Consider the following 21,986-nt stretch of genomic DNA (forward strand, 5'->3'; position numbering starts at 1 on the left):
GGCCGCCCTCTGGGCCCGTCCCGGCGCGGCCCGATCCGCGGGGAGGCCCTCGTCCAGTATGGCGAGCCGCCGCCCGGCTTTGTACGGGGCAGGACGGACCCGGGGGCCCGGGGCCGACCCGTCCACCGGTGCTCCCGGTGTGCCTCGGACTGGCTCCCCAGCCAAGTGCCGTGGGGTGGAGCGGCGCAGCGCCGTTCCGGCACTTTCCGTACGGAGGTCAGCCACTTCCAGGCACTTGGTACGGACGGCCGGTCTGTTCCGTAAAGTTCAGAGGCACACCGTCGCGACGGATAGTCCCCGCGGACGCGTGCTTACGAAGCCCCTCGAAGTAGGGTGAGCGAATCTGCCGACACCGACCGTGCCTTGCAGTCCGGCAGGACCGCGGTGACACCGCTGCTCAGCCGTTCCTGGAGCCGTTCGAGTAGCGTTTCGTGCCCTGTGAAGTTCCGGTTCCGCTGGGGTACGTTCCCCCAGATGCGGGGCGGTTCGTGCGGGCCCGCCATCGCCCGGTACGAGGTTCGAAAAACTCGCTGCACCCCTTCAACCGCTGGGGCCGTGTCATCCCTGTAGTGGGCAAGGCTGCGGCGAAGGGCTGCGGCAAGTGCTGGTCGACGTCGAGACCCGCAGGCCGGTGGACCTGCTGCCGGATCGCGAGGCGGGTAGACGCTCCAGCTCGGCACGCTCGGCCTCGCGCACACGCCCGCCGGCCGCGGACTGCGCGGGCCGGTCCGACGATCCCGTCCCGTTGCGGCGCCAGCGCGAGACCTAGTTGTGCAGCGTGCCGGGGCTGAGGCCGAGTTCCTCGGCAACCTCCGGGACCGGCTTTCCGGTCTCGATCACGATGCGTACAGCGCCCTCACGGAACTCGGCGTCGTACGGCTGTTTCTTGGACCCATGAATCCCCACTTCCCCTGCAATCACGGACCCCACGCTACGAGGGGAGGGACACAACCCGAGCAGCGCCAGCACGAGAGGCTTGCCGCGACCGACGACGGCTGCCGGCGTCGGCTGTGCCGGGGACCGCGACGCGAGGCAGCGCCAACGATCCCCGGCGTGGTCAACGCACGACGCCGTCAGAACACCGTTCCGTCGGCGCGCTGGCCGGGCGACCGGGACAGTGAACTGATCGTGTTGTGCTTGACCCAGGCTCCAGTCGCGTTGAGGTCGGGGCTGCGATTGATGGACACGCCGTCCGAGTTCGACAGGCTCGAGGAGTAGCTCATCGACTGAATCGTCGCTCCAGCCGAATCCCGCAGGCTCACCGAGTCACCGCTGTTGGCCAGGTTGAGGCCACCGGTACTTGCCGCCACCGCCACGATGCCGCCGGGGATGCCGGAGGCTCCGCCGAACACGGTGATCGCCTTGCCGGGCTGCAACGTCGTCCCGGCCGCGAAGGTGTGCCGCACTGCCGAACCGTCGCGGACCGTCCAGCCCGCGATGCTGATCGCGGTGCCGCCGGTGTTCACGATCTCGACGGCCTCGCCGGCGGTGTCGCTGCCCGGCTCGTTCGCCAGCACCTCGTTGATGATGACGTTGGCGGGACCGCCTCCGCCGCCCGTTGTGACGGTGACGTTGCGGGTGGTGGTGTGGGTGGCACCGCCGTTGTCGGTCACGGTCAGCGACACCGCGTACGTGCCTGCCGATGCGTAGCTGACGGTCGGGTTGGTCGCGGTCGAGTTCTGGCCGTTGCCGAAGTTCCAGCTGCGACTCGCGATCGTGCCGTCGGCATCGCTGCTGCCGTCGGTGAAGCTGCACGTGAGGTCAGTGCAAGAGTGCGTGAACGCCGCCGTGGGCGGCTGGTTCCCGCCGCCCGCGCCGCCGGTGACGAAGTCGTAGCGAGCCAGGACCGGGTAGTGATCGCTGGTGGTAGAGGTGTAGTTCGGCACGTATGCCTGCGGCTGGAAGGCCTTGGCCGAGCCCGCGACGTACTTCGCCATGACCTCATTGGTGTTGAGCTGGTGGTCGATGAAGTCCGGGTAGCCCGCCGTCGACGACACCCCAGCCAGCGACAGGGCGCGCGTCGGGAAGCCGTAGCGCGCCGTGTCGTTCACGAAGTTCGCGTACGGCGACGCCTTCCCGGGCGTGATGGACGTGTCGACGTCGTCGTTCCAGTCGCCTATGACGAAGACGTCCTGCGTCGGGTAGGTCGTGTCGAGGTAGGACTTGAGAGCCTGCGACGCGGGGTTGCGCAGGTTCCAGGCGTCCTGGGTGGACCCGGCCTTCGCGTGCATGACGATGAAGACGAGGTCACGGGTCACGCCGTCGAAGGTTCCGCGCAGCTTGAACTCCACGGGCGGGCGGCCGGCGAAGTTGCTGTTCTGCTCGGGCAGGATGACCTTCGCGCTCACGAGGCTGGCCATGCTGCTGCGCCAGACGAGCGCGACCTTCTGCTCGGTGTTGTTGAAGTCGGAGTAGTACTGCGCCCCGTTCGTCACGATCGGATCGTTCGCCACGACACCGGTGTAACCGGGCATACCGGCGACGAGCGAGTCGAACGCCGAGGTGCTGACAACTTCGGAGAGACCCCACACGTCCATGTCGGCGCCCGCCATGACGTCGCGGACGTTCTGCTGCTGGAGCGCCTCGTCGGTCGGGCCGAAGTCCGGCGCGCCGAACCACTCGACGTTCCAGTTGCCGACGTCGAGCTGCGTCGGTGATCCCTGCGACGGGACCGTGCTGGCGGCGTGTGCAGCGGGGGCCGAGCTGAACGTTGCCAGCGCGATGAGGGCGGCCGCTGCCCCCGCGAGCGCGCGCAGACTGAGTTTCATCGACAAGAGACCTTTCGGAGTAGGCGTGTTGGACCGGAGGGAGTATCCCGCCCCGACCCCTGGATGTAGGTCGTGACTGCCGGAACTTGAGGCCACGCGTGAGTGAACAGGGGCGCACAGACCTGCCTCGCGATGCCCGGGCTGGCGCCGTCGTACCGGCCCCCCGCCGCCCGGCGCCGGACACGACGTTCCAGGTGTGACGTCGTCCCCAGTACGCGAGCGAGCCCCGGGCCCTTCCGGTCCGGGGCTCGCGGGCTCTTCGCGGCGGGGCAGCTACAGCTCGAACTCCAAGGGCTCGACGTTCGTGAACCAGTGCCCCCGAGTCCAGGGAGCTGTCGATAAATAACTCCTTGGTTTCTGGAGTCTGTTGGTCCGTAGCATTCGGGTGTGCCGGAGGGGATCGAGGCGGGGTCGGCGGAGGCGTTCGAGCTGTTGCTGCCGCATCTGAATGAGCGGCAGCGACGGCTGGTGCTGGGGCCGCTGCCCGGGTGCGGGGGCACGGCGGGATTCGCCTGGTCGCTGGTGTTGCGGGGGTGGCGGAGTCCACGGTGTCGCGCGGGGCGCGTGAGCTGGAACGGGGTGGACAGCCCGATGGCCGGGTTCGGGCGGCGGGCGCGGGCCGCAAGCGGCTGCGGGACGTTGATCCGGAACTGGTCCCGACCTTGCTGGCGCTGGTAGAGCCGGACCAGAGGGGAGATCCGGAGTCTCCGCTGCGGTGGACGGTGAAGTCCACCCGCGTCCTGGCCGCGGAGCTGTCCCGTCAGGGGCACCGGGTCGGGCACGACACGGTGGCCGCGCTGCTGAAGGCCGAAGGATTCTCCCTGCAGGGCACCTCGCGCACCACCGAAGGTGCCCGCCACCCGGACCGGGACGCCTAGTTCCACTACATCAACGACCACGTCAAGACGTATCTCGCGGACGGGCAGCCGGTCATCAGCGTGGACACCAAGAAGAAGGAGACCCTGGGCAACTACGTGGTCGCCGGGCGCGAGTGGCACCGGGCCGGGCAGCCGGTCCCCGTACCCCCTTGCTCGTCCTCGTCGGCGTCCGGCCAGCGGCCGAAGGGGCCGACGCCTCCGGGACCGGTACCGAGGATCGGGGCACCGCCCTTCGTACGGTGCGGTCCGGGGATCACTCGCCGCCCCTCGTGCCGAGGACCTGGTGCTGGATGCGGTCCATCAGTTCGGGGGCGGTACCGCTGCCGGGGCCGGTGATCCTGGCGCGGACCGGCCACCGTTCGCCGCCACCTCGCCCCCCAGGGCGTGATCATCTGCTCAATCCCCAACGTCAAGCACTGGACGGTGCTTGCGCCCCTACTGGTCCAGGACCGCTGGCACTACGAGGATCAGGGGCTGCTCGATCGCACCCACATTCACTTCTTCACGCGACACGAGTTCGACCAGATGCTGACCGCCACCGGGTGGTGTCGATCGCCGATCGGGTCCCCAGCGCGGCCAGCGCCCCGGCGAGGCCGCGATCGGCGAGGACCGGCGGGTAGATCGTCCGGATCACCACACGAAGCTCCGCCATGGCCTCCTCGGTACTCTCATGCGCTTCCTCCAAGAGTCTGGCCACCGTCTGGGGGTCCTCGCTCAGCGACTCACGGGCCAGGCCCAGCCGCATCGCGATGGCCACCAGCCGGGCCTGGGTGCCGTCGTGCAGGTCACGTTCGATCCGGCGGAGTTCCGCGCCGTGCGCGTTCATGGCGTCGGCCCGCGTCTCGGTCAGCGTCTCCACACGCTGCGCCAACCTCTCGGTGGCCGAGGGGGACAGCAACGCAACACAGATCCGGGCGTGTAGGCGCGCCAGCAGTGGAACGAGCCAGTAGGTCAGGGCCGCGAAGATGACGATTTGTGCGGTCCCCAGGGTCAACGCCGTGCCCCAGCCGGACAGTGGAACACCGGCGGCGAAGCCGCCCGCGCGGGTGCCGGCGGGCAACGCCCACCACAAGGGCACCGTGATGGCCGTGGCCACCGCGTTACCTGCGCACAGCACCACGACGAGCCCGAACACCAGACTGGTCACGATGCTTGTGCACAGCCACCCGAGAACACGCCACGTACCGACACGGACGGGACCAGAACGCGCAGAAAGCAGCAGCCGGTCGGCGCGGCGACGATGCCAGGACGCCCAAGCGCGAGCCATCATCGGGACGATGAGTACGGGTAGCGCGAACAGGGCGACCGCAGCGGTGAACAGGCTTGCCAGCAGATAACCCAGACCGCGCCACATCGCCGAAAGCCGACTGGCCCCATGGTGGTTCATTCGCACAAGTCTGAGCCATGGCGACCGAGCCTGGCACTACAGCCCACTACCCCTTGTTCTCACTGGTGAGCTGTATCGTCCGCTTCCCCCTGCCAGACCTAGCGTCAACGTCCATGACGAGTTCACCGATTCATTCACCACGGCGGCGCGGGCGATCCATCCGACGAAACCTGGCCCTGGCCGCCATCGTGGCCGGAACCCTTTCCACCAGTTGTACGTCCGGCGCGAGGGCCGCCAAACAGCACGACGACCAGGCCCAGCTTCGGCGCGACGCCGACGCGATCACCGCACTCGGCGTGACGGGAGTGCAGGCCCACCTGGTCACCCCTGACGGCCGGAACCTGACCGCCACAAGCGGCGTCGCCGACCTGACGGCCCGGCGGCCGGTCCCCTCGAACGGCTACTTCCGGATAGCCAGCGTCACCAAGGCGTTCGTGGCCACCGTGATCCTGCAACTCGCCGGCGACGGCAAGCTCTCCCTGAACGACACGGTCGAGCGATGGTTGCCCGGCGTGGTGTCCGGAAACGGCAATGACGGCCGCGCGATCACCATCCGCCAACTGCTCCAGCACACCAGCGGCCTTCACGACGACTACCCCGACCACACCTCGGCGAAGAACTTCTACCAGCACCGATACGACACCTACACCCCCGAGCAGACCGTCGGCCGAGCGATGCGCCACCGGCCGGACTTCCAGCCCGGCAAGGACTGGAATTACTCCAACACGGGCTACGTCCTGCTCGGCATGATCATCCAGCGGGTCACCGGACACCCGTGGCATCAGGAGGTACAGGATCGGATCGTCCGGCCGCTCGGCCTCAAGCACACCTTCTGGCCGGGTACTTCACCCAAGCTGCCCCAGCCACACGCCGAGACCTACCAAAGGTTCAAGCCCGGCGAACCGCCCGTGGACGTCACCGAGCAGGTCGGCTCGGGCACCAATGGAGAGGCCGGACTCGTCTCCACCACCGCCGATATCAACCGATTCTTCCGCGCACTGCTCGGCGGCCGGCTCCTGCCCCCGGCGCAGCTGACGCAGATGAAACAGACCAGCCCAGTCAGCAAGGAGTTCGAGCAGCTCATGCCGGGCGTCCGTGATGGGCTGGGACTCTTCTCGCGCCCACTGTCGTGCGGCGGCACGTACTGGGGCCACGAGGGCGGCGATTCCGGGTGGATCACAGCCGACGGTGTCACCGCCGACGGCCGGCGCAGCGTCACAGTCTCGTTGTCGGGCGTGTTCGCCCAATCGGCGGACGACGTCCTGCACGTGGAACAGGCCGCAAGCAAGCTGGTCGACGACGCCCTGTGCGCGACTCCGAACGCCGACCATCAGCGGCGTTGAGGTCCTCCGCATGGAGCGGGTACGGGCCATCTGCGCGGCGCACGATCCGGAATCAGGAAGGCCGGGCGGCGACGGCGGCGTTCGCACTCCCGCAGCGGATCCGGCGTCATCTTGACTACATCGCCTGGCTGGTCGATAGATAAAACACCGGCTCCGGAGTCAACCCCCGAACGTCTCCGGCTTCATCTTCTGGTGCAGATGGTGGACACAGTCGGGCCCCTGCCTTCTTGCGGGCTGCTTCCGCCCGCTCGTCCGCCGGTCTGCGAGCCGTAGTAGTCGACCAGGGTCTTGAGGGCGTGGGCCTCTTCAAGGTCGGTCATGTCGTCGCGGTGGTGGTTCGCGACGAACGCGGCCTCGAGGAGGGCTTCATCCGTGGCGACGCGACCGTTGTCGACGCGGACCGGGACGGTGGCCATTCCGACGCGGCGAGCGGACTCGAGGCCGCGATGGCCGTCGCCGACGATGTACTGCGCCCCGTCGTCCAGGTCGTCGGCGCGGTCCGGCCGGTTGCGCAGGTAGGCCTCGACCGTGGCAACGGCGTTGGGAATGATGATGCCGACCTCGCGGACGGTCTGCACCGTCTCGTCGAGGTTGCGCAGGTGGTTGCGCGGGTTGTCGGGGTTGTCGCTGATGAGGGTGACCGGCAGTTCGGTGATGGCCGCTGCGGTCGACTCCTCTCCACCGATGGTCTTGTCGATGAGGTTGCGTCGGGAGGACCGGGCTCCGCGGGCCGCGCCGAACGCGGGTGCCGATCGGAGTATTCGGCCTTGCTCAACGGGTTGCTCCCCTCGCTACCTGTCGCATGGCTTCCGCCTGGTCACTCTGCGGGCGGGTGCCGTGGGGGCCAGTTGGATACGCGGACGCAGAGAGAACGAACTGGCGCGCACCCGCGCGGTCGCCGAGGTGACGCAGCGTGTGCTGCTGAAGCCGCTGCCACCGCGTCTGGGTGATCTGGCGCTGGCGTCGGTCCGTCTGGCGGCCGACGAGGACGCTGCCGTCGGCGGAGACCTGTACGCGGTCGCGGACGTGGGAGGGCGGGCGCGGACCCTGATCGGCGACGCTCACGGCAAGGGGCTGGCGGCGCTGGAGACCGCGAGTTACGTGCTGAGCGCCTTCCGCAGATCCCTGCCCCGGCGCGGTCCGCTGTGCGCCTTGGTCGCCGATCTCGAGGAGGATTTCAGAAAGGACCTGTGGGATGCGGTGGCGGCCCAACCGGACGCTCCCGGCACACCCCTCGCCCTCGAGGAGTTCGTCACCGCCGTGGTCCTGGAGATCCCGGAGAGCGGTGACGGCCCCACGCTCATGGTCAACCTCGGGCATCCGCCGCCCCTCCTCATCGACGGCGGACGGGTCGTCGCCCTCGCTCCCGCATCCCCCGCGCCGCCCCTCGGGCTGGGGGGATCTCGGCCGTGACCATCCGCATGTGGACGAGGTCGACTTCCCGTCCGGCGCCACGTTCCTCCTCTACACCGACGGTGTCATCGAGGCCCGCAACCGGTCCGGCGACTTCTACCCCCTCGCCGAGCGGCTTCCCGGCTGGACCCGGCTCAAGCCCCAGGCGCTGGTCGAGGCCATCCACAGCGACCTGCGGCGGCACGTGGGCAGAGGCCTCGGCGACGACGTGACCATGGTCGCGGTGCAGCGCGACCGTCCGACCCAATGCTGTGGCCGGAAAGGTTTGCCGGAAAGCTCGCGGCCTCCGGTGCTGCGGGTACCTCCCACGCCGTTCAGGCTGTGGGGGAGCATCGCAAGGCGGAGCATCACCCGCGTACTGGATGTACTCGGGTGATGCGACAACGCGGCTGGGGGTCCCCCCTGCTCGAAGAGCTCGGGGGAGCCGTGCCGGGCGTCGCGAGCCGGTGAACCTTTCCGGTCGCAGCACCAGGGGGTGTCTGACAAATGAGCGCGGGAGAAGGAGCGGTGTCTGGTACGTGCGATCGCAAGGCGCCAGAGCGCCCTCGTGGCGGAGCCACGTGGGCGTTTGGGCAACGCGGCGAGCGTGCGTGACAGGCGCCGCGACGCCGCGGGCATTTGTCAGACACCCCCTGGCTCTGCCGTCGCGTTCCCGTCTGCCCGGGTGCGGCCGGGCGGGCGGGTCGCCATGATGGGTATGCGCGGGCCGCGCGCCGGTCACCCGGGATTCGGAGAGGAGGCGCCGTCGCCATGTCACGTCCCATTCCGCCCCGCCCGGCGTCGAGCGGCACCGGTCACGAAGACGGGCGCTCACGGCGGCCGAGTTGAGCGAGCGGGAGTCCGCCGACCGCCCGACGACACACCTGGGGTGGGCCGCTGAGCTCTACCGGCGTGGCAAGCGGCTGGAGCTCATGCACCGGGCGATGGGGTTCGCCACGCTCTCCCTGGTCACCCTCGCCCCGTTGCTGATCGTGGTGGCCGCGCTCGATCCGCTGCACCACGGTGGGTTCGCGTTGTGGCTGGTGGACGGCATGGACCTGTCGGGCCGGTCCGCCGACGTGCTCTCCGAGGTCTTCAGCCCGGCCCGCAAGGTGGCCGGCAGCACCAGCGTGTGGGGTCTGGTGCTGCTGGCGGTGTTCGGCGTGTCCTTCGCGTCGAGCGTGCAGAACGGCTACGAGCGGGTGTGGCGGCTGCCCGCCGGGCCGTGGCACCGGATCTGGCGGCAGGCTGTCTGGCTGATCGCGCTCATGGTGTACCTGTACGTGCAGGTGCTCACCCGCACCGTGTTCGACGGGACCTACCGCATGCTGCTGAGCGTGGGCATCGGCGTGCTCTTCTTCTGGTGGGGCCCGCACTTCCTGCTCGGCCACCAGGTGCGCTGGCGGCTCCTCCTCCCCGGCGCCGTCGCCACCATGGTGGGCCTGGTGGGTCTGCGGGCCTTCTCGTTCCTGGTGTTCACCCCGCTGATCGTGACCAACGCGGTCAGCTACGGCGCCATCGGCACGATCCTGGTGGTGGAATCCTGGCTGGTCGGCGCGGGGTTCGTCGTCTACGGCGGCGCGCTGTTCGGCCATCTGTTCTGCGACCGCATGGGGCACCTGCTGGAACACGAGGAGGGCCCCGAGGAATGAGTCCGCGCCGCACGGGACGGCCTGCGGGGCCGGTCCGGCACGCAGGAGGGCGGCATCGCCGGAAACGCCGGCCCGGTGGGAGCCGGGGCGGCCGGTCGCGGCGGGGCGGCCGGACGGCCGCCCCGCCGGTCTCACCTGCTCCGCAGCGTCTCGAGCGTCGCGTCGAGCCGGGCCGCGCGCGGCCGGTTGTGGGGGAGCTTGGCGAGCAGGACGGCCATGCCGCAGGTGTCGGTGAGCGCGGAGAAGACCAGTCCGCCCGCCACCCCCGCCGACAGGACCAGGAAGGCCGGGTGGACGAGCAGTCCGAGCACCACGCCGAGCAGCACCAACGATCCTGCGGTGAAGCGCACTTGGCGTTCCATGCTCCAGCCGGCCGAGGTCTCGCAGGCCGTCGGCCGGTGCAGCTCGTGACCCGCTGACGCCCAGGCCCCGGTGCCTCCGGCGAGGGTGGCGGCGCCGACGCCGTGCCGGGCCAGGTACACGCAGGCCTTGGCCGAGCGGGCGCCCGAGGCGCAGACGACGAGGACCTCGCCGCGCCCCGCCGCGTGCCGGATCTCGGGCAGCGCCTGCCGGACACGGTCCAGCGGGATGTTGAGAGCGCCGGGGAGGTGTCCCGAGGCATACTCGCCGGGCGTGCGCACGTCGATGACGGTCAGCTCGTCGAGCCTGGTGCGCGCCTGCTCGACGGCGAGGGAGACGGGGGTGGAGGGAACGGTCACGGCAGAACGGGTCCTTTCCGGTCGGTGGGGTGGTCGACGTCGTCCCGAGGACGGACGTACAGTACCCCCAGGGGTATTTTGCAAGGAGTGATCGTGGAACTGGAGCTCGAGGGCACGGATCTCAAGGCCGTGCTGAACCGGTTGCGCCGGGCGCAGGGCCAGATCTCCGGGGTGATCCGGATGATCGAGGAGGGGCGGGACTGCGAGGAGGTCGTGACACAGCTCGCCGCCGCCTCCCGCGCCCTGGACCGCGCCGGTTTCGCCATCATCGCCAGCGGCCTGCAGAAGTGCGTGGCCGACATCGAGGCGGGGCGGACGAACGGCCAGGACCCCGCGCAGATGCGGGCCCGCATGGAGAAGCTGTTCCTGTCGCTGGCGTGAGGGCGGGCCGCCCGAGGCCCGGTACGGGGGCCGGCCGGTCGGCGCTCATCAGGCCACCGCGTCGATGAGCATGAACGCCGCTACCGCCAGCAGCACCACGGCGAAGATCCGCTGCAACGCCGGACCGGACACCTTCGCGGCCAGCCGCTTGCCGTCCCACGCGGCGAGGACCGCGGCACCGGCGAACGGCGCGATCACCGCCCAGTCCAGCCCGTCGACCGTCCTGGCCCGCATCGTCAGCGCGGCCAGCGAGTTGACGGTGATGACCAGCAGGCTGGTGCCCACCGCCGCGCGCATGCGCAGGGAGAGCACGCTCACCAGGGCGGGTACGGCGAGGAAGCCGCCGCCGACGCCGAGGACGCCGGTGACCGCGCCGAGTCCGGCGCCGGCGGCCGCCGCCCGGCCGGGCCGGACCGGGCGGTCCGTCTCGGGCGCCGGGCGCGGGCGCAGCATCCGGGCCGCGGCGACCGCCGCGATCAGCGCGAAGGCGGCGGTGAGCACGGCGTCCGGCAGCCGTCCGGCGACCGCGCCGCCGAGCAGGGCCGGGCCGACGCCCGCGGCGGCGAACAGCAGGCCGGTACGCCAGTGCACATGGCCGTCCCGGGCGTGCGCGACGAGCGCGGTGGCCGAGGTGACGGTGACGATGACCAGGCTCGCGGTGGTGGCCGCGACCGGGGTGAAGCCGAGCAGGTAGATCAGGGCGGGGACGGCCAGGACGCTGCCGCCGCCCCCGAGCGTGCCCAGCGCCAGGCCGATGACGGCCCCGGCGGCCAGGGCGAGGAGCAGAGCACTCACGCGATCGTGCCGTCCTCGCCCCGCTGGTCCACCACGGGCAGTCCGGCCCGAACCCAGTCCCGCATCCCGCCGATCACGTCGACGGCGTCGGCGCCTCGGGCGGACAGCAGCTCGGCGGCCTGCCGGGAGCGGTTGCCGGAGCGGCAGACGACGACCAGGAGCCGCCCGCTCACCTCGGGTGGCACGTCGGCGCCCGAGGCGAGCACGCTCAGGGGGAGGTGCAGCGCGCCGGGAGCGTGTCCCGCGCGCCATTCCCGCGCTTCCCTCACGTCCACGAGCCACGCCCCGCCGGGCGCGCCGCCCGCCGGGGCGTGGCCCGTGCGTGCGGCGGCCTCCGGGGCGGTGATCCGGGCGGGGCCGCGGCGGACCGGGCTCATCGGCACTGCTCCTCCCGTTCGGTCCGTACGGTGAGTCCGGCCTTCTCCGCGGACTCGAACCCGTCGTCCACCGCGACCACGTCACGGCCCACCGCGTCGAGCAGGGAGGCGGCCACGGCGGCCCGCATGCCGCCCGCGCAGTGCACCCACACCTGGCCGTCGGGGACCTCGCCGGTCCGGCGGTGCAGCTGGTGGACGGGGATGTGCACCGAGCCCTCGACGAAGCCCCCGGCGCGTTCGGAGTCGCGTCGCACGTCCAGTACGACGACGTCCTCCCCCGGGTGCCGCTCGGCGAGGTCCGCGAAGGTGGCCCGCGGGAAGGAGGCGGGCTCCTCGCCGGGGCGGAGCCAGGCGGACGGCCCGCCGGTGGCCGCGGCGGCCGGGCGGTCGATGCCGACCCTGGCCAGCTCGCGCTGCGCGTCGGCCAGTTGCGCGGGCGTCTCGGCGAGCAGCGTCACCGGCTTGCCCCAGGGCACCAGCCAGGCGAGGTAGGTGGCGAGCTTGCCCTCGGCCTCGAAGTTGAACGATCCCGCGACGTGCCCTTCGGCGAAGGCCACCCGGTTGCGCAGGTCGACGACCCACTCCCCCGCGGCCAGCCGGGCGGCTATCTCCTCGGGGTCGGCGACGGCGGGCGGGGTGAGGTCGACCGGCGCGGGTCCGGCGGCGTTGGCCGGTCCCATGTGGGTGTAGTACGCGGGGATGTCGTCCAGGCTCGCGAGCAGGTCGGCGACGAAGGTGTCGACATCCCGGGTGAGCGCGTTGTTGACCACGCGCTCCCGGCCGATGGTCGTGCTGTCGCCCTCCGCCTGACCGGAGGAGCAGAAGCTGCCGAAGCCGTGGGTGGGCAGTACCGCGGTGGCGTCGGGCAGTGCGGCGGCGAGCCGGTGGGCGGAGGCGTGCTGGGCGCGGGCCAGGCCCTCGGTCAGCCGCGGTTCGACCAGGTCGGGGCGGCCGACGGTGCCGATCAGCAGCGAGCCGCCGGTGAATGCGGCGCGGGCGGTGCCGGCCTCCCGGAGGACGTACGAGGTGTGGTGCGGAGTGTGTCCCGGGGTGGCCATGGCGTGCAGGGTCAGCCGGGCGCCGTCGTCGACGGTCACGGTGTCGCCGTCGCGGACGGGGGTGCGCGCGAAACGGACGTCGGCGCCTTCCGGGACGAGGTAGTCGGCTCCGGTCAGCCGGGCGAGTTCCAGGCCGCCGGAGACGTAGTCGTTGTGGACGTGCGTCTCGACGACGTACGCGATGCGCACCCCGCGCCGGACCGCCGCCGCCAGCACCCGGTCGACGTCCCTGGGCGGGTCGACCGCCACGGCGGTGCGCTCGCCTCCGGCCAGGTAGCTGCGGTTGCCGAGTCCTGCCAGCTCGATCGTCTCCACGAAGAACACAGGATGCTCCCTTCCTAGCGAAGAATTACCCCCCGGGGTATCTCGTCAGACACTAGCACGAGTACCCCCCGGGGTATTTCCGCGCCCCTTCGGCGGCGGGTGCGGAGGGGTCCGGAAACGTGGTTCAGTCGGGCAGTACCAAGGCGCACGTCTCGCCCGGCTGGACGCCGACGGCGCGGTCGGCCAGGCGCACGTCGATCGGCGAGCCGCCGGACTCGGGCACGGCGATCCGGATCCGGCCGTGCTCCAGCCGCAGCCGCACGCCCCAGTGCCCCCGGTAACGGATCGAGACGCCGTAGGACGACAGCTCCGGCAGCGGGGCGGGATCGAGCCACAGCGCGCCCTCACGGGTCTCCAGACCGGTCAGTCCGCGCTGTACGAGGTCGAGGGTGCCGCCCATGGCGCCGAGGTGGATGCCCTCGCCGGTGGTGCCGCCCTGGACGTCGGCGATGTCGCTGCACAGCGCCTCCTGGACGAAGGCCCACGCCTCGGCGCGGCGGGCGCGGGCCAGGACCCAGCCGTGCACCAGGCCGCTGAGGGTGGAGCCGTGGCAGGTGCGGGCCAGGTAGTAGTCGACGGTGCGCCGCCACAGGTCCTCGTCGAAACGATGGCCCAGGCGGCCGAGGAGCACGCGCAGCTCGGCCGGGGAGAAGAGGTAGCCCAGCATGAGCACGTCGGCCTGCTTGGACGCCTTGTAGCGGTTGACGCTGTCGCCCTCGGCCTCCAGGATCCGGTCCAGGCGGCGGATGTCGCCGTAGCGTTCGCGGTATCCGGCCCAGTCGAACTCGGCCAGGCCGCCGTACCCCTCGAACTGGCTGATGACACCGTCGTGGAAGGGCACGTGCAGCGTGCGGGAGACGTGCTCCCACTGGTCCAGTTCGGCGCCGTCCACGCCGGTGCGCTCGACGAGTTCACGGCGGCGCGGCTCGGGCAGGACGCGCAGCGCCTCCAGCGCGCGGTCGAGCACCCAGGCGGCCGTGACGTTGGTGTAGGCGTTGTCGTCGAGGCCGGGCCGCTCGGCGTCCGGGTAGGCGTCGTGGTACTCATCGGGGCCCATGACGCCGAGGATGCGGTGGCGTCCCAGACGCTCGTCCCAGGTGGCCGAGTCGGCCCAGAAGCGGGCGATCTGGAACAGTGTCTCGGCGCCCTTGGTGTGCAGGAACTCCGCGTCGCCGCTCGCCTCGCAGTACCGCCACACGTTGTAGGCCACCGCCGAGCCGACATGGCGCTGGAGGTGGGAGTGGTCCGGCAGCCAGCGGCCCGAGCGGGGGTTGAGGTGCAGCCGCTGGCTCTCCTCCCGGCCGTCGCTGCCGCTCTGCCACGGGAACATCGCACCGCGCCGGCCGATCGCGCGTGCCGCCGAGCAGGCCCGCTCCAGGCGCCGGTGCCGGTAGTGCAGCAGGGCGCGGGAGACCTCGGGGAAGTGCAGGTTCAGATACGGCAGAACGAACAGCTCGTCCCAGAAGACGTGGCCGCGGTAGGCCTCGCCGTGCAGGCCGCGGGCGGGTACACCGACGTCCAGGTCGGCGGTGTGCGGGGAGAGGGTCTGAAGCACGTGGAAGAGGTGCAGGCGCAGGATGCGCCCCGGCTCCCCGGGGACGTCGATGGCGGCCCGGCGCCACAGTCGCCCCCAGGCCGTCCGGTGGCTCTCCAGCAGCTCGGCGAAGCCGGGCGCCGCACCCACCCGGTCGATCGCCGCGACCAGCGGATCGCTGATCGCCAGGTCGCGGGACGTGTGCAGGGCGGCGGTCTTGTCCAGGGTGGCGGTACGGCCGGGTGCCAGGCTCAGGCGTACCCGCTGGATCGCGCGCGGGTGCTCGTGCCGGGTGTCGAACGGTCCGGCCGCCTGGTCGGTGGTCAGCCGGGCGGCCAGCCCGATGCGGATGTCGGAGGTCCGGGTCCGGCAGCGCAGCCACACCGTGTCCGGGTGCGCGGTGCCGGTGTGCACCTGGGTGAGGTGGCGGCCGTCCAGGTCCTGGTAGCGGCGCACCCCGGCGTTCGTCACACCGCCGTCGATCGCCGCCTCGACCTCCAGGTCCGCCGGACCGCCCTCGGCGGTGAACTCGGTGCGCAGGGCCGCCAGATACGGGTCGGCCATGTGCACGATCCGCTGCTGGCGCACGGTCAGCGTCCGCACGTCGCCGAGCCCGTACCGGGTGCGGCGTTCCAGCACGCCCGGGTCCAGGTGCAGGACCTGGTGGTGCTCGAGGACCGGCGCCGTGTCCGGGGTGAGCCAGGCGCCGCCCGCGAGGCGGAAGCGCAGCGGCAGCCAGTCGGGCAGGTTGACCAGGTCCTCGTTCTCGACCTGGCGGCCGGCGACGTGGGAGACGATCCGGTTGTAGCACCCGGCCAGGTAGGTGCCCGGGTAGTGCACCTCGTCCGCGGCGCACTCCGGCAGGGCTCCTCGTGTGGCGAAGCGGCCGTTGCCCAGGGCGCACAGGGCCTCCCTCAGGCGCTCCTGCGCGGCGTCGTAGCCGTCGTAGGCCCAGGTCCGAGCCGTCGTCTCCGGCACGGCGCGGTCACACCCGCTGCGGTACTACGGCGACCGGGCAGTGCGCGTGGTGCAGGAGGGTGTGGGCCGTCCGGCCCAGCTGGAGACCGAAGTGGCCCTCCCTGCGCCGGACCCCGACGATCACCAGGTCGGCGGCGGCCGTGCGGTCCACGAGCACCCGGTGCGCCGGGCCCTCGACCGTGGCGGGGCGCACCCGCACCGTCGGGTACTCGGCCCCCGGTTCGCGCAGCAACTCCTCCAGCACGGCGGCGGCCCGCTCCTCTTGCCGCCGGGCCGGCTCCTCGGCGAGCTCCGGGCTGCCGATGCCCTCGTGCACGGGGCGCCGCCAGGTGCGTACGACGTCGAGGACGCAGCCGCGCACCTCGGCCTCCCGGAACGCGAACCGCGCGGCCTCGTGCCCGGTGTCGGAGTCACCGGCGGCGAGCAGGATCCGCTCGTGGCTGCCGGCCAGGCCCGCCTGGTCGCCCCGGACCACGACCACCGGGCAGTGCGCCCGGGCCGCCACGGCCAGACCGACCGAACCCAGCAGCAGCCCCTTCAGCTGACCCCGCCCGCGAGAGCCGGTGACCAGCACGGAGGCGTTGGCGGCCTCGCCCAGCAGGGCGGCGACCGTGTCCTGCGGAAGGATGTCGGTGGACACCTTCACCTCCGGGTCGCGCCGCTGGGCGCGCTCCGCGGCGGAGGCGACGATGTGCTCCGCCATCACCTGCTCCGAGGGACGCCCCTCCGTCCCGGACGGCACCACGCCCTCGTACCGCTCCCACAGGGACGCGTACACCAGGCGAAGCGGGAGACCGAACCGGGCGGCCTCACCCACCGCCCAGTCCACCGCCGTCAGGCTCGGGTCCGACCCGTCGACGCCCACGACCAGGGGCAGTTCCACCGACCCCACCGCCTTCCGCCGGGGCTGCCGCCTCCTGCGGCAGCGCATCCCACCTTCACCGTCGCATCCGGTAGGACACGGCGCGAGAGCAGTTCGGTCCTTCCGGGGACCGTTCGGCCCTCCCACCGCGCCGTCTCGCGGTTCGCCTCGGCTCGGCGCGAACGGTCCGCGCGCCGTCAGGTCTCGGGGCCGGTCCCCGTGGCGGGCGACGACGGCCACTCGTCGGCCAGATCGGGTTCCAGGAGGGGGCGGCGGCGCGGTCCCGTGAGGTCACACCTCACGTCCACCACGCCCTCGACGCTGCGCGCCAGGCGGATGGCGAGCGGGATCAGGGAGGCGTCCGGAACCCGGCCGGTGAGCGTGACCACTCCCTCGCACACCGCCACGCCCACCGAGTCCGCCAGGAGCCCGGCGGCGACGACCTGGCGGCGGACCTCCGCCGCGATGTCCTCGTCGCCGCGCAGGAACACCTTGAGCAGGTCGGAACGGCTGACGATGCCGATGAGCACACCGTCGTCGCCGACGACCGGCAGGCGCTTGACGCCGTGCCGGGCCATGAGGCGGGCGGCCCGGCCCAGGGGGGCGGCGGGGTGCACGGTGACGGCAGGGGTGTTCATCAGCTCCTCGGCGGTCACGGCCCGGGCCTTGGCCGAACGCGAGCCGGCCACGGGAGGCGGCCCACCGGGCAGGTCCGGGTCGTTGTCGCGGAGCTCCTCCTTGCGCAGCAGGTCGGCCTCGGAGACGACGCCGAGCACCCGCCCCCGGCCGTCCAGCACGGGCATCGCGCTGACGCCCCACTGCTCCATGGTCCGCACGATCTCCTTGAACATCGCTCCACCGGCCAGCGCGACGACGGTCGGGGTCATCACGTCGCCGACGGTGTACTGGGAACCCTGCATGGTGTCCTCCGGCGGACTCGAAGAGGGGCGGGCACGAAGATCAGACGAGGTGGTCCAGGCCGTACACGCTGAGTCCGCCGACGAGTTCCCGGCCCGTGACCAGTTCCGGTTCGATGCGGACGAAGACCACCTGCGGCGAGGGCACCCAGGAGCGCGGGCCGGCGTGGAGCAGGCGCCGGTGCTCGGCGGGGTCGGTCACCACCGAGGCGGGGCCGGTGACGACGACGCTCCAGCCCGAGTGCGCGACCGCGTCCACCTCGTCGGCCTCGAAGGCGACCACCGCGCCGTCGATCGCGCGGACCAGCTCGGAGGTGGCCGAGGTGCACAGCAGCACCGCGCCGTCGCCGTCCAGGGCGAAGTTGACCGGGAGCACCGCGGGCAGGGCGTGCCGGGTATGGACGATACGGCCCACCGGCGCCTTGGCCAGCAGCCGCAGGCACTCCTGCCGCCCGAGCTCACGGAAGCCGTCGTTGCGATACATCAGTCATCCGTCTTTCCACCTGGCGGAGCGCGTGCGGCCGTTCCGCGCCGCGTCTCCTGCGTGTCCTCTGCACCTGTCCCGCGTGTCCCCGTCCCGGGGCGGCCCCGGCGGCCGGGCACGAGAGCCGCGCCCGGCGTCCGGCCCGTCAGGCCGCGGGCACCGGGACGACCTCGCGCCGCGGGCCACCGAGCACGACCTTCAGCGCCCCCGTCTCGGCCGCGTGGGCGAAGACGTCGTAGGCCTCCTCGATGCGCTCCAGCGGGAACGTGTGGGTGACCAGCTGGGAGGTGGGCAGCCGGCCGGCCGCCGCCATGCGCAGCAGGGTGGGCGTGGAGTGGGTGTCGACCAGGCCCGTGGTGATGGTCACGTTCTTGGTCCACAGGTCTTCCAGGTGCAGGGTGGCGGGTTTGCCGTGCACTCCGACGTTGGCCACGCGGCCTCCGGGCCGCACCATGCGCGTGCACAGCTCGAAGGTCTCCGGTACGCCCACCGCCTCGACGACCACGTCGGCGCCGAGCCCTCCGGTGAGGTCGTCGACCAGTTGTTCGGGGGCCTCGCGCGCGTCGGCCACGGCCTCGGCGCCGAGCTTGCGGGCGGCCTCCAGGCGGGTGGCGGCCAGGTCCACGGCGATGACGCGCTCGGGCGCGAACAGCCGGGCGGTGGCGATCGCCGCGAGTCCGACGGGTCCGGCGCCGACCACGACGACGGTGTCCCCGGGCCGTACCCGCCCGTTGAGCACGCCGACCTCGTAGGCGGTCGGGAAGATGTCGGTCAGCAGCACGGCGTCCGTGTCGGTCACCGCGGCGGGCAGCGGATGCACGGAGAGGTCGGCGAAGGGCACCCGGACGAACTCCGCCTGGGTGCCGTCGATCAGGTGGCCGAGGATCCAGCCCCCGCCGCCGCGGCACTGGCCGTACATGGCCTCGCGGCAGAAGCGGCACCGGCCGCAGGCGGTGATGCAGGAGACGAGGACCCGGTCGCCCGGCTGTACGCTGCGCACCTCGGCGCCGACCTCGACGATCTCGCCGACGGCCTCGTGCCCCAGCACCGTGCCGGGGCTGACCTCGGGCACGTCGCCCTTGAGGATGTGCAGGTCGGTCCCGCAGATGGTGACGGCGTCGACGCGCACGACGGCGTCGGTGGCCTCCTCGAGGTCCGGGTCGGGGACCTCCTCCCAGGCGGACTGCCCGGGGCCGTGGAAGACGTAGCCTTTCATGCCGAACCTCACCCTCTTCACTCCGGGGACGGGTGGCCTTGGGTGGCCTTCGCGGACGGACGGCCTTCGCGGACGGACGGCCATCATGGCCGGACGGCCGGGACCCGGCGGTCCGTGGCCGGCGGGCACGACCCGCGCTCCGGCGCGCCACCGGGGCCGCCCACGCCTTCAGCTTCTCCGACGGTCCGGGGTTCCGCATGGGCCGGTCGGCCCCATCGGCCGGCCGCGGGGACGGGTGCCCGCGGGGCGGTTCGGCCTCGGGCTCCTCGGCCGCCGCGGAGGGGACCGAACGGCCCTTCCCCGCACCGCTGCGGACCGGCTTGGCTGACGGCATGTCCGAACGTCCCACCGGGCCCGCCGTGAGCCACGCGGAACGCATGGTCGGCACCACGACCGTCGTGACACTGAGCGGCGACGTGGACCTCGTCACGAGACTGTCCCTCGTCGCGCGCCTCGACGCGCTGACCGACAAGCCGCGGCCGGACCTGGTGCTCGACCTGCGGCCGGTGCCCTTCATCGACTGTGCCGGGCTGGGCCTGCTGTGCCGGGTCCGCAACCGTGTCACGGCCCGCGGTGGCCGGCTGCGGCTGGTCAGCGGCAGTTCGTCCTTCCGGCGGATCCTGCGCCACACCGGCCTGACCGGTGTCTTCCAGGTACTGCCGGAGTTCGGGGAGGGGACCCCGGCCGCCGGGCCGGGCCCCCGGCAGGGGGTGGTCGCCGCGGGCCAGGGATGAACGGCGGACGAGCAGCCACCGGTGGGACGAAAGGTGGGGACCGGCACGCGGAAGGACGTCCGATGCACGGGCTGGTGAGCGGGCGAGAACGGAAGAAACGGAAGAAGGGGAGGCGCGACCGGTGAGCCGCAGGACGGGCCGCGGACGCACGCGGCGGAGGCTGTGGCGGTGGCGCCGCAATCCGCTGCGCCGCCACGAGGACATCGTCGAGGCATGGGCGATCCTGGTGACGTGGGTGGTGATCGTGGTCGGCGGGACGGTCGCCGGGACGGTGGCGGCGCGCGCCGCGGGCCAGGAACTCGCCTGGCAGCGCGCCGACCGGCACCCGGTCCGGGCCGTGCTGCTCACGGCCGCCCCGGCGGCCACGCCCACGGAGAACGCGAGCTACCAGGCACCGGCTAAGGTCCGCTGGACCGGCCCCGACGGCACCACCCGTACCGGGCAGACCCTGGTGAGCACGGACCTGCCGGCCGGTGCGGCGGTCACCATCTGGCAGGACGGCCGGGGCCATCTGGCCACCGAGCCGCCCGGTCCGGCGGAGGCGACCGCGCAGGCCGCCCTGTTCGGCACCTCGGTGGCGCTCGCCTTCGGCGGCCTGGTCTACGGATCGACGGCCCTGGTCCGCCGGCGGCTGGACCGGCGCCGCCACGACCTGTGGGGCGCGGAGTGGGAACTCGTCGGCCCGCGCTGGGACCAGAAGACGAGCTGACCCGCCCCTGCCGGCCCGGACGTCCCGGAGGCGTTCGGGTCCCGGAAGCGTTCGAATGGAGTCGAGGCGGTCTGCCGCCGCGCCGCCGGGACCACGTACGAGGAGGTGGCGGCGCATGCGCTACGAGAACCGCGCGGACGCCGGACGGCGCCTGGCCCGATACCTGGAATTCCTGCGCGACGAGGACGTGGTGGTGCTCGGAGTGCCCTGGGGCGGCGTCCCGGTGGCCTTCGAGGTGGCCCGGCACCTGGGCGCTCCGCTCGACCTGGCCGTGGTGCGCAAACTGCCCGTGCCCTGGCAGCCGGAACTCGGTTTCGGCGCCCTCGGTGAGCACGGGGTACGCGTCATCGACCGGGCCGTCCTGGCGGAGAGCGGACTGGATCCCGCCGAGCGGGAGACCGTCGAACGCGCCGAGCGGGCCGAACTGGAGCGGCGCCTGAGCCACTTGCGCGACAGCCGCCCGCCGCTGCCCGTGGCCGGGCGGACCGCGCTCGTCGTGGACGCCTCGCTGTCGACCGGCGCCGCCGCCGAGGCCGCCTGCCGGGTGGCCCGGACCCGCGGCGCCGCGCGTGTGGTCCTCGCGGTCCCGGTCGGGCCGGAGGCGGCGCTGCCGCACCTGCGCACGGTGGCCGACCGGGTCGTCTGCCTCCAGCCGCTGCACCACCTCGGTTCGGTCGGGGCCTGGTACGCGGACTTCGGGCAGGTCACCGACGCGGAGGTCGCCACCCTGCTGGCCGAGGCCCAGCGGGCCACCACGACCGCCACCGGGCCGCTCCCCGGATCCCCCTCGGAGTCCCCCTCTCCGGACCGGGAGGTGGAGGTGCCGGCCGGTCCGGTGCGCCTTGCCGCACGGCTGGCCCTGCCGCCCACGCCGCCGGTGGCGGTCGCCTACGCCCTCGGCTGCGGCAGCGGCCGGCACCGGCCGGCCCACCAGCGCGTCGCCGCCGCCCTGCGCCGGGCGGGCCTGGGCACGCTGCTGATCGACCTGCTCACCGAGGACGAGGAGCGCACCCCGCACAACGCCTTCGACATCGTGCTGCTGGCCCGGCGCCTGCGGGCCGCCACCGACTGGCTGCGCCGGGAAACCGGCCTGCCCGTGAGCCACTGCGGGGCGAGTACGTGCGCGGGCGCCGTGCTGGAGGCGGCGGCGGAGGACGACATCCGCGCCGTGGTCTGCCTCGGCGGCCGCCCCGACCTGGCCCCGCCCGCGGCGCTGGCCCGGGTGCACGCCCCCTGCCTGTTCGTCGTCGGTGCCCGGGACACGCGGCTCCTCGGACTCAACCGGCTCGCGGCGGACTGGATGCGCTGCGACCACCGGGTCGTCCCCGTGCCCGGCGCCACCGACCTGTTCACCGAGCCGGACACGGTGGAGACGGTGGCGGACCTGGCCCAGGACTGGTTCACCACCCATCTCGCCCGGCCGGAGGGGGCGTCGAGGCCACTGACGTCGGCGTGAGCGGGGTCCGCCGCCCCCGCGT

General features: G+C 72.5%; 21 protein-coding genes and 1 pseudogene. 9 read left to right on the top strand and 13 right to left on the bottom strand.

Features of this window, described 5'->3' with window-relative positions:
• Positions 1–765: 765 nt before the first annotated feature.
• A complete protein-coding gene (locus ABZ818_RS04775) occupies positions 766–921 on the bottom strand; it encodes a transposase (protein WP_361410815.1) in 156 nt (51 codons plus the stop codon).
• A gap of 152 nt (positions 922–1,073) precedes the next feature.
• Positions 1,074–2,768: a lamin tail domain-containing protein gene (locus ABZ818_RS04780; protein WP_361410818.1), complete on the bottom strand. Its 1,695-nt coding sequence runs from the start codon at positions 2,766–2,768 to the stop codon at positions 1,074–1,076.
• 399 nt (positions 2,769–3,167) lie between these two features.
• On the opposite strand from ABZ818_RS04780, the pseudogene ABZ818_RS04785 reads away from it, so the two are divergent.
• Positions 3,168–3,790, top strand: a pseudogene (locus ABZ818_RS04785) (ISAzo13 family transposase); the annotation flags it as partial.
• 358 nt (positions 3,791–4,148) lie between these two features.
• Here ABZ818_RS04785 and ABZ818_RS04790 read toward each other — a convergent pair.
• Positions 4,149–5,033, bottom strand: coding sequence for a histidine kinase (locus ABZ818_RS04790; RefSeq protein ID WP_361410821.1), 885 nt, complete (start codon positions 5,031–5,033; stop codon positions 4,149–4,151).
• A gap of 113 nt (positions 5,034–5,146) precedes the next feature.
• Here ABZ818_RS04790 and ABZ818_RS04795 point away from each other — a divergent pair, with 113 nt between their 5' ends.
• On the top strand, positions 5,147–6,376 hold the full coding sequence (locus tag ABZ818_RS04795) for a serine hydrolase domain-containing protein (RefSeq protein WP_361410824.1): 1,230 nt from the start codon (positions 5,147–5,149) through the stop codon (positions 6,374–6,376).
• Positions 6,377–6,558: 182 nt separating this feature from the next.
• On the opposite strand, the gene ABZ818_RS04800 is transcribed toward ABZ818_RS04795, so the two are convergent.
• Positions 6,559–7,137 carry a ParB N-terminal domain-containing protein gene (locus tag ABZ818_RS04800; RefSeq protein WP_361411180.1) on the bottom strand — a complete coding sequence of 193 codons (579 nt, stop codon included), beginning with the start codon at positions 7,135–7,137 and terminating at the stop codon, positions 6,559–6,561.
• A 142-nt stretch (positions 7,138–7,279) separates the two neighbouring features.
• Here ABZ818_RS04800 and ABZ818_RS04805 point away from each other — a divergent pair, with 142 nt between their 5' ends.
• The 3 genes from ABZ818_RS04805 to ABZ818_RS04815 all read left to right on the top strand — a co-directional run bounded on the left by ABZ818_RS04805 (position 7,280) and on the right by ABZ818_RS04815 (position 9,420).
• Positions 7,280–7,789 carry a SpoIIE family protein phosphatase gene (locus ABZ818_RS04805; RefSeq protein ID WP_361410827.1) on the top strand — a complete coding sequence of 170 codons (510 nt, stop codon included), beginning with the start codon at positions 7,280–7,282 and terminating at the stop codon, positions 7,787–7,789.
• Entirely contained in the window at positions 7,695–8,165 is a 471-nt protein-coding gene (locus tag ABZ818_RS04810) for a SpoIIE family protein phosphatase (RefSeq protein ID WP_361411182.1), read from the top strand. Before ABZ818_RS04805 ends, ABZ818_RS04810 begins: the two co-directional genes overlap by 95 nt.
• A gap of 448 nt (positions 8,166–8,613) precedes the next feature.
• Positions 8,614–9,420, top strand: a complete 807-nt coding sequence (locus ABZ818_RS04815) for a ribonuclease BN (RefSeq protein ID WP_361410830.1) — start codon at positions 8,614–8,616, stop codon at positions 9,418–9,420.
• Positions 9,421–9,551: 131 nt separating this feature from the next.
• Here the strand turns inward: ABZ818_RS04815 and ABZ818_RS04820 are convergent, their stop codons facing one another.
• Positions 9,552–10,139: a rhodanese-like domain-containing protein gene (locus ABZ818_RS04820; RefSeq protein ID WP_361410833.1), complete on the bottom strand. Its 588-nt coding sequence runs from the start codon at positions 10,137–10,139 to the stop codon at positions 9,552–9,554.
• Between the two features lie 93 nt (positions 10,140–10,232).
• On the opposite strand from ABZ818_RS04820, the gene ABZ818_RS04825 reads away from it, so the two are divergent.
• Positions 10,233–10,520: a metal-sensitive transcriptional regulator gene (locus ABZ818_RS04825; protein ID WP_141364307.1), complete on the top strand. Its 288-nt coding sequence runs from the start codon at positions 10,233–10,235 to the stop codon at positions 10,518–10,520.
• Positions 10,521–10,568: 48 nt separating this feature from the next.
• Here ABZ818_RS04825 and ABZ818_RS04830 read toward each other — a convergent pair whose 3' ends face one another.
• From ABZ818_RS04830 to ABZ818_RS04865, 8 genes are all read right to left on the bottom strand, one after another.
• Positions 10,569–11,315 carry a sulfite exporter TauE/SafE family protein gene (locus ABZ818_RS04830; RefSeq protein WP_361410836.1) on the bottom strand — a complete coding sequence of 249 codons (747 nt, stop codon included), beginning with the start codon at positions 11,313–11,315 and terminating at the stop codon, positions 10,569–10,571.
• A complete protein-coding gene (locus ABZ818_RS04835; RefSeq protein ID WP_361410839.1) occupies positions 11,312–11,692 on the bottom strand; it encodes a rhodanese-like domain-containing protein in 381 nt (126 codons plus the stop codon). The genes ABZ818_RS04830 and ABZ818_RS04835 overlap by 4 nt, the downstream gene beginning before the upstream one ends.
• The gene (locus ABZ818_RS04840; protein WP_361410842.1) at positions 11,689–13,074 is read right to left on the bottom strand and encodes an MBL fold metallo-hydrolase; all 1,386 of its coding nucleotides are present in this window, start codon (positions 13,072–13,074) and stop codon (positions 11,689–11,691) included. The genes ABZ818_RS04835 and ABZ818_RS04840 overlap by 4 nt, the downstream gene beginning before the upstream one ends.
• A 124-nt stretch (positions 13,075–13,198) precedes the next feature.
• A complete protein-coding gene (locus ABZ818_RS04845) occupies positions 13,199–15,586 on the bottom strand; it encodes a glycosyl hydrolase family 65 protein (RefSeq protein ID WP_361410845.1) in 2,388 nt (795 codons plus the stop codon).
• A 7-nt stretch (positions 15,587–15,593) separates the two neighbouring features.
• The gene (locus tag ABZ818_RS04850) at positions 15,594–16,469 is read right to left on the bottom strand and encodes a universal stress protein (RefSeq protein WP_361410848.1); all 876 of its coding nucleotides are present in this window, start codon (positions 16,467–16,469) and stop codon (positions 15,594–15,596) included.
• A gap of 176 nt (positions 16,470–16,645) precedes the next feature.
• On the bottom strand, positions 16,646–17,368 hold the full coding sequence (locus ABZ818_RS04855) for a CBS domain-containing protein (protein WP_361410850.1): 723 nt from the start codon (positions 17,366–17,368) through the stop codon (positions 16,646–16,648).
• A 40-nt stretch (positions 17,369–17,408) separates the two neighbouring features.
• Positions 17,409–17,849 carry a pyridoxamine 5'-phosphate oxidase family protein gene (locus tag ABZ818_RS04860; RefSeq protein ID WP_361410853.1) on the bottom strand — a complete coding sequence of 147 codons (441 nt, stop codon included), beginning with the start codon at positions 17,847–17,849 and terminating at the stop codon, positions 17,409–17,411.
• 145 nt (positions 17,850–17,994) lie between these two features.
• A complete protein-coding gene (locus tag ABZ818_RS04865; RefSeq protein ID WP_361410856.1) occupies positions 17,995–19,065 on the bottom strand; it encodes a zinc-dependent alcohol dehydrogenase family protein in 1,071 nt (356 codons plus the stop codon).
• Between the two features lie 332 nt (positions 19,066–19,397).
• Here ABZ818_RS04865 and ABZ818_RS04870 point away from each other — a divergent pair, with 332 nt between their 5' ends.
• From ABZ818_RS04870 to ABZ818_RS04880, 3 genes are all read left to right on the top strand, one after another.
• Positions 19,398–19,799 (top strand): STAS domain-containing protein, encoded by a 402-nt coding sequence (locus ABZ818_RS04870; protein ID WP_361410859.1) that lies wholly within the window; start codon positions 19,398–19,400, stop codon positions 19,797–19,799.
• A gap of 121 nt (positions 19,800–19,920) precedes the next feature.
• Positions 19,921–20,508, top strand: a complete 588-nt coding sequence (locus ABZ818_RS04875) for a hypothetical protein (protein WP_361410862.1) — start codon at positions 19,921–19,923, stop codon at positions 20,506–20,508.
• 115 nt (positions 20,509–20,623) lie between these two features.
• Positions 20,624–21,964, top strand: a complete 1,341-nt coding sequence (locus ABZ818_RS04880) for a phosphoribosyltransferase (protein ID WP_361410865.1) — start codon at positions 20,624–20,626, stop codon at positions 21,962–21,964.
• The last annotated feature ends 22 nt before the right edge of the window (positions 21,965–21,986 follow it).

The sequence above is a fragment of the Streptomyces sp. NPDC047453 genome, from assembly GCF_040643155.1.
Lineage (GTDB): Bacteria > Actinomycetota > Actinomycetes > Streptomycetales > Streptomycetaceae > Streptomyces.

Coding starts and splice junctions, on each gene's coding strand:
- ABZ818_RS04780 (WP_361410818.1), bottom strand. CDS start 2,768: ATGAAACTCAGTCTGCGCGCGCTCGCGGGGGCAGCGGCCGCCCTCATC.
- ABZ818_RS04795 (WP_361410824.1), top strand. CDS start 5,147: ATGACGAGTTCACCGATTCATTCACCACGGCGGCGCGGGCGATCCATC.
- ABZ818_RS04865 (WP_361410856.1), bottom strand. CDS start 19,065: ATGAAAGGCTACGTCTTCCACGGCCCCGGGCAGTCCGCCTGGGAGGAG.
- ABZ818_RS04835 (WP_361410839.1), bottom strand. CDS start 11,692: ATGAGCCCGGTCCGCCGCGGCCCCGCCCGGATCACCGCCCCGGAGGCC.
- ABZ818_RS04880 (WP_361410865.1), top strand. CDS start 20,624: ATGCGCTACGAGAACCGCGCGGACGCCGGACGGCGCCTGGCCCGATAC.
- ABZ818_RS04860 (WP_361410853.1), bottom strand. CDS start 17,849: ATGTATCGCAACGACGGCTTCCGTGAGCTCGGGCGGCAGGAGTGCCTG.
- ABZ818_RS04790 (WP_361410821.1), bottom strand. CDS start 5,033: ATGAACCACCATGGGGCCAGTCGGCTTTCGGCGATGTGGCGCGGTCTG.
- ABZ818_RS04855 (WP_361410850.1), bottom strand. CDS start 17,368: ATGCAGGGTTCCCAGTACACCGTCGGCGACGTGATGACCCCGACCGTC.
- ABZ818_RS04870 (WP_361410859.1), top strand. CDS start 19,398: ATGTCCGAACGTCCCACCGGGCCCGCCGTGAGCCACGCGGAACGCATG.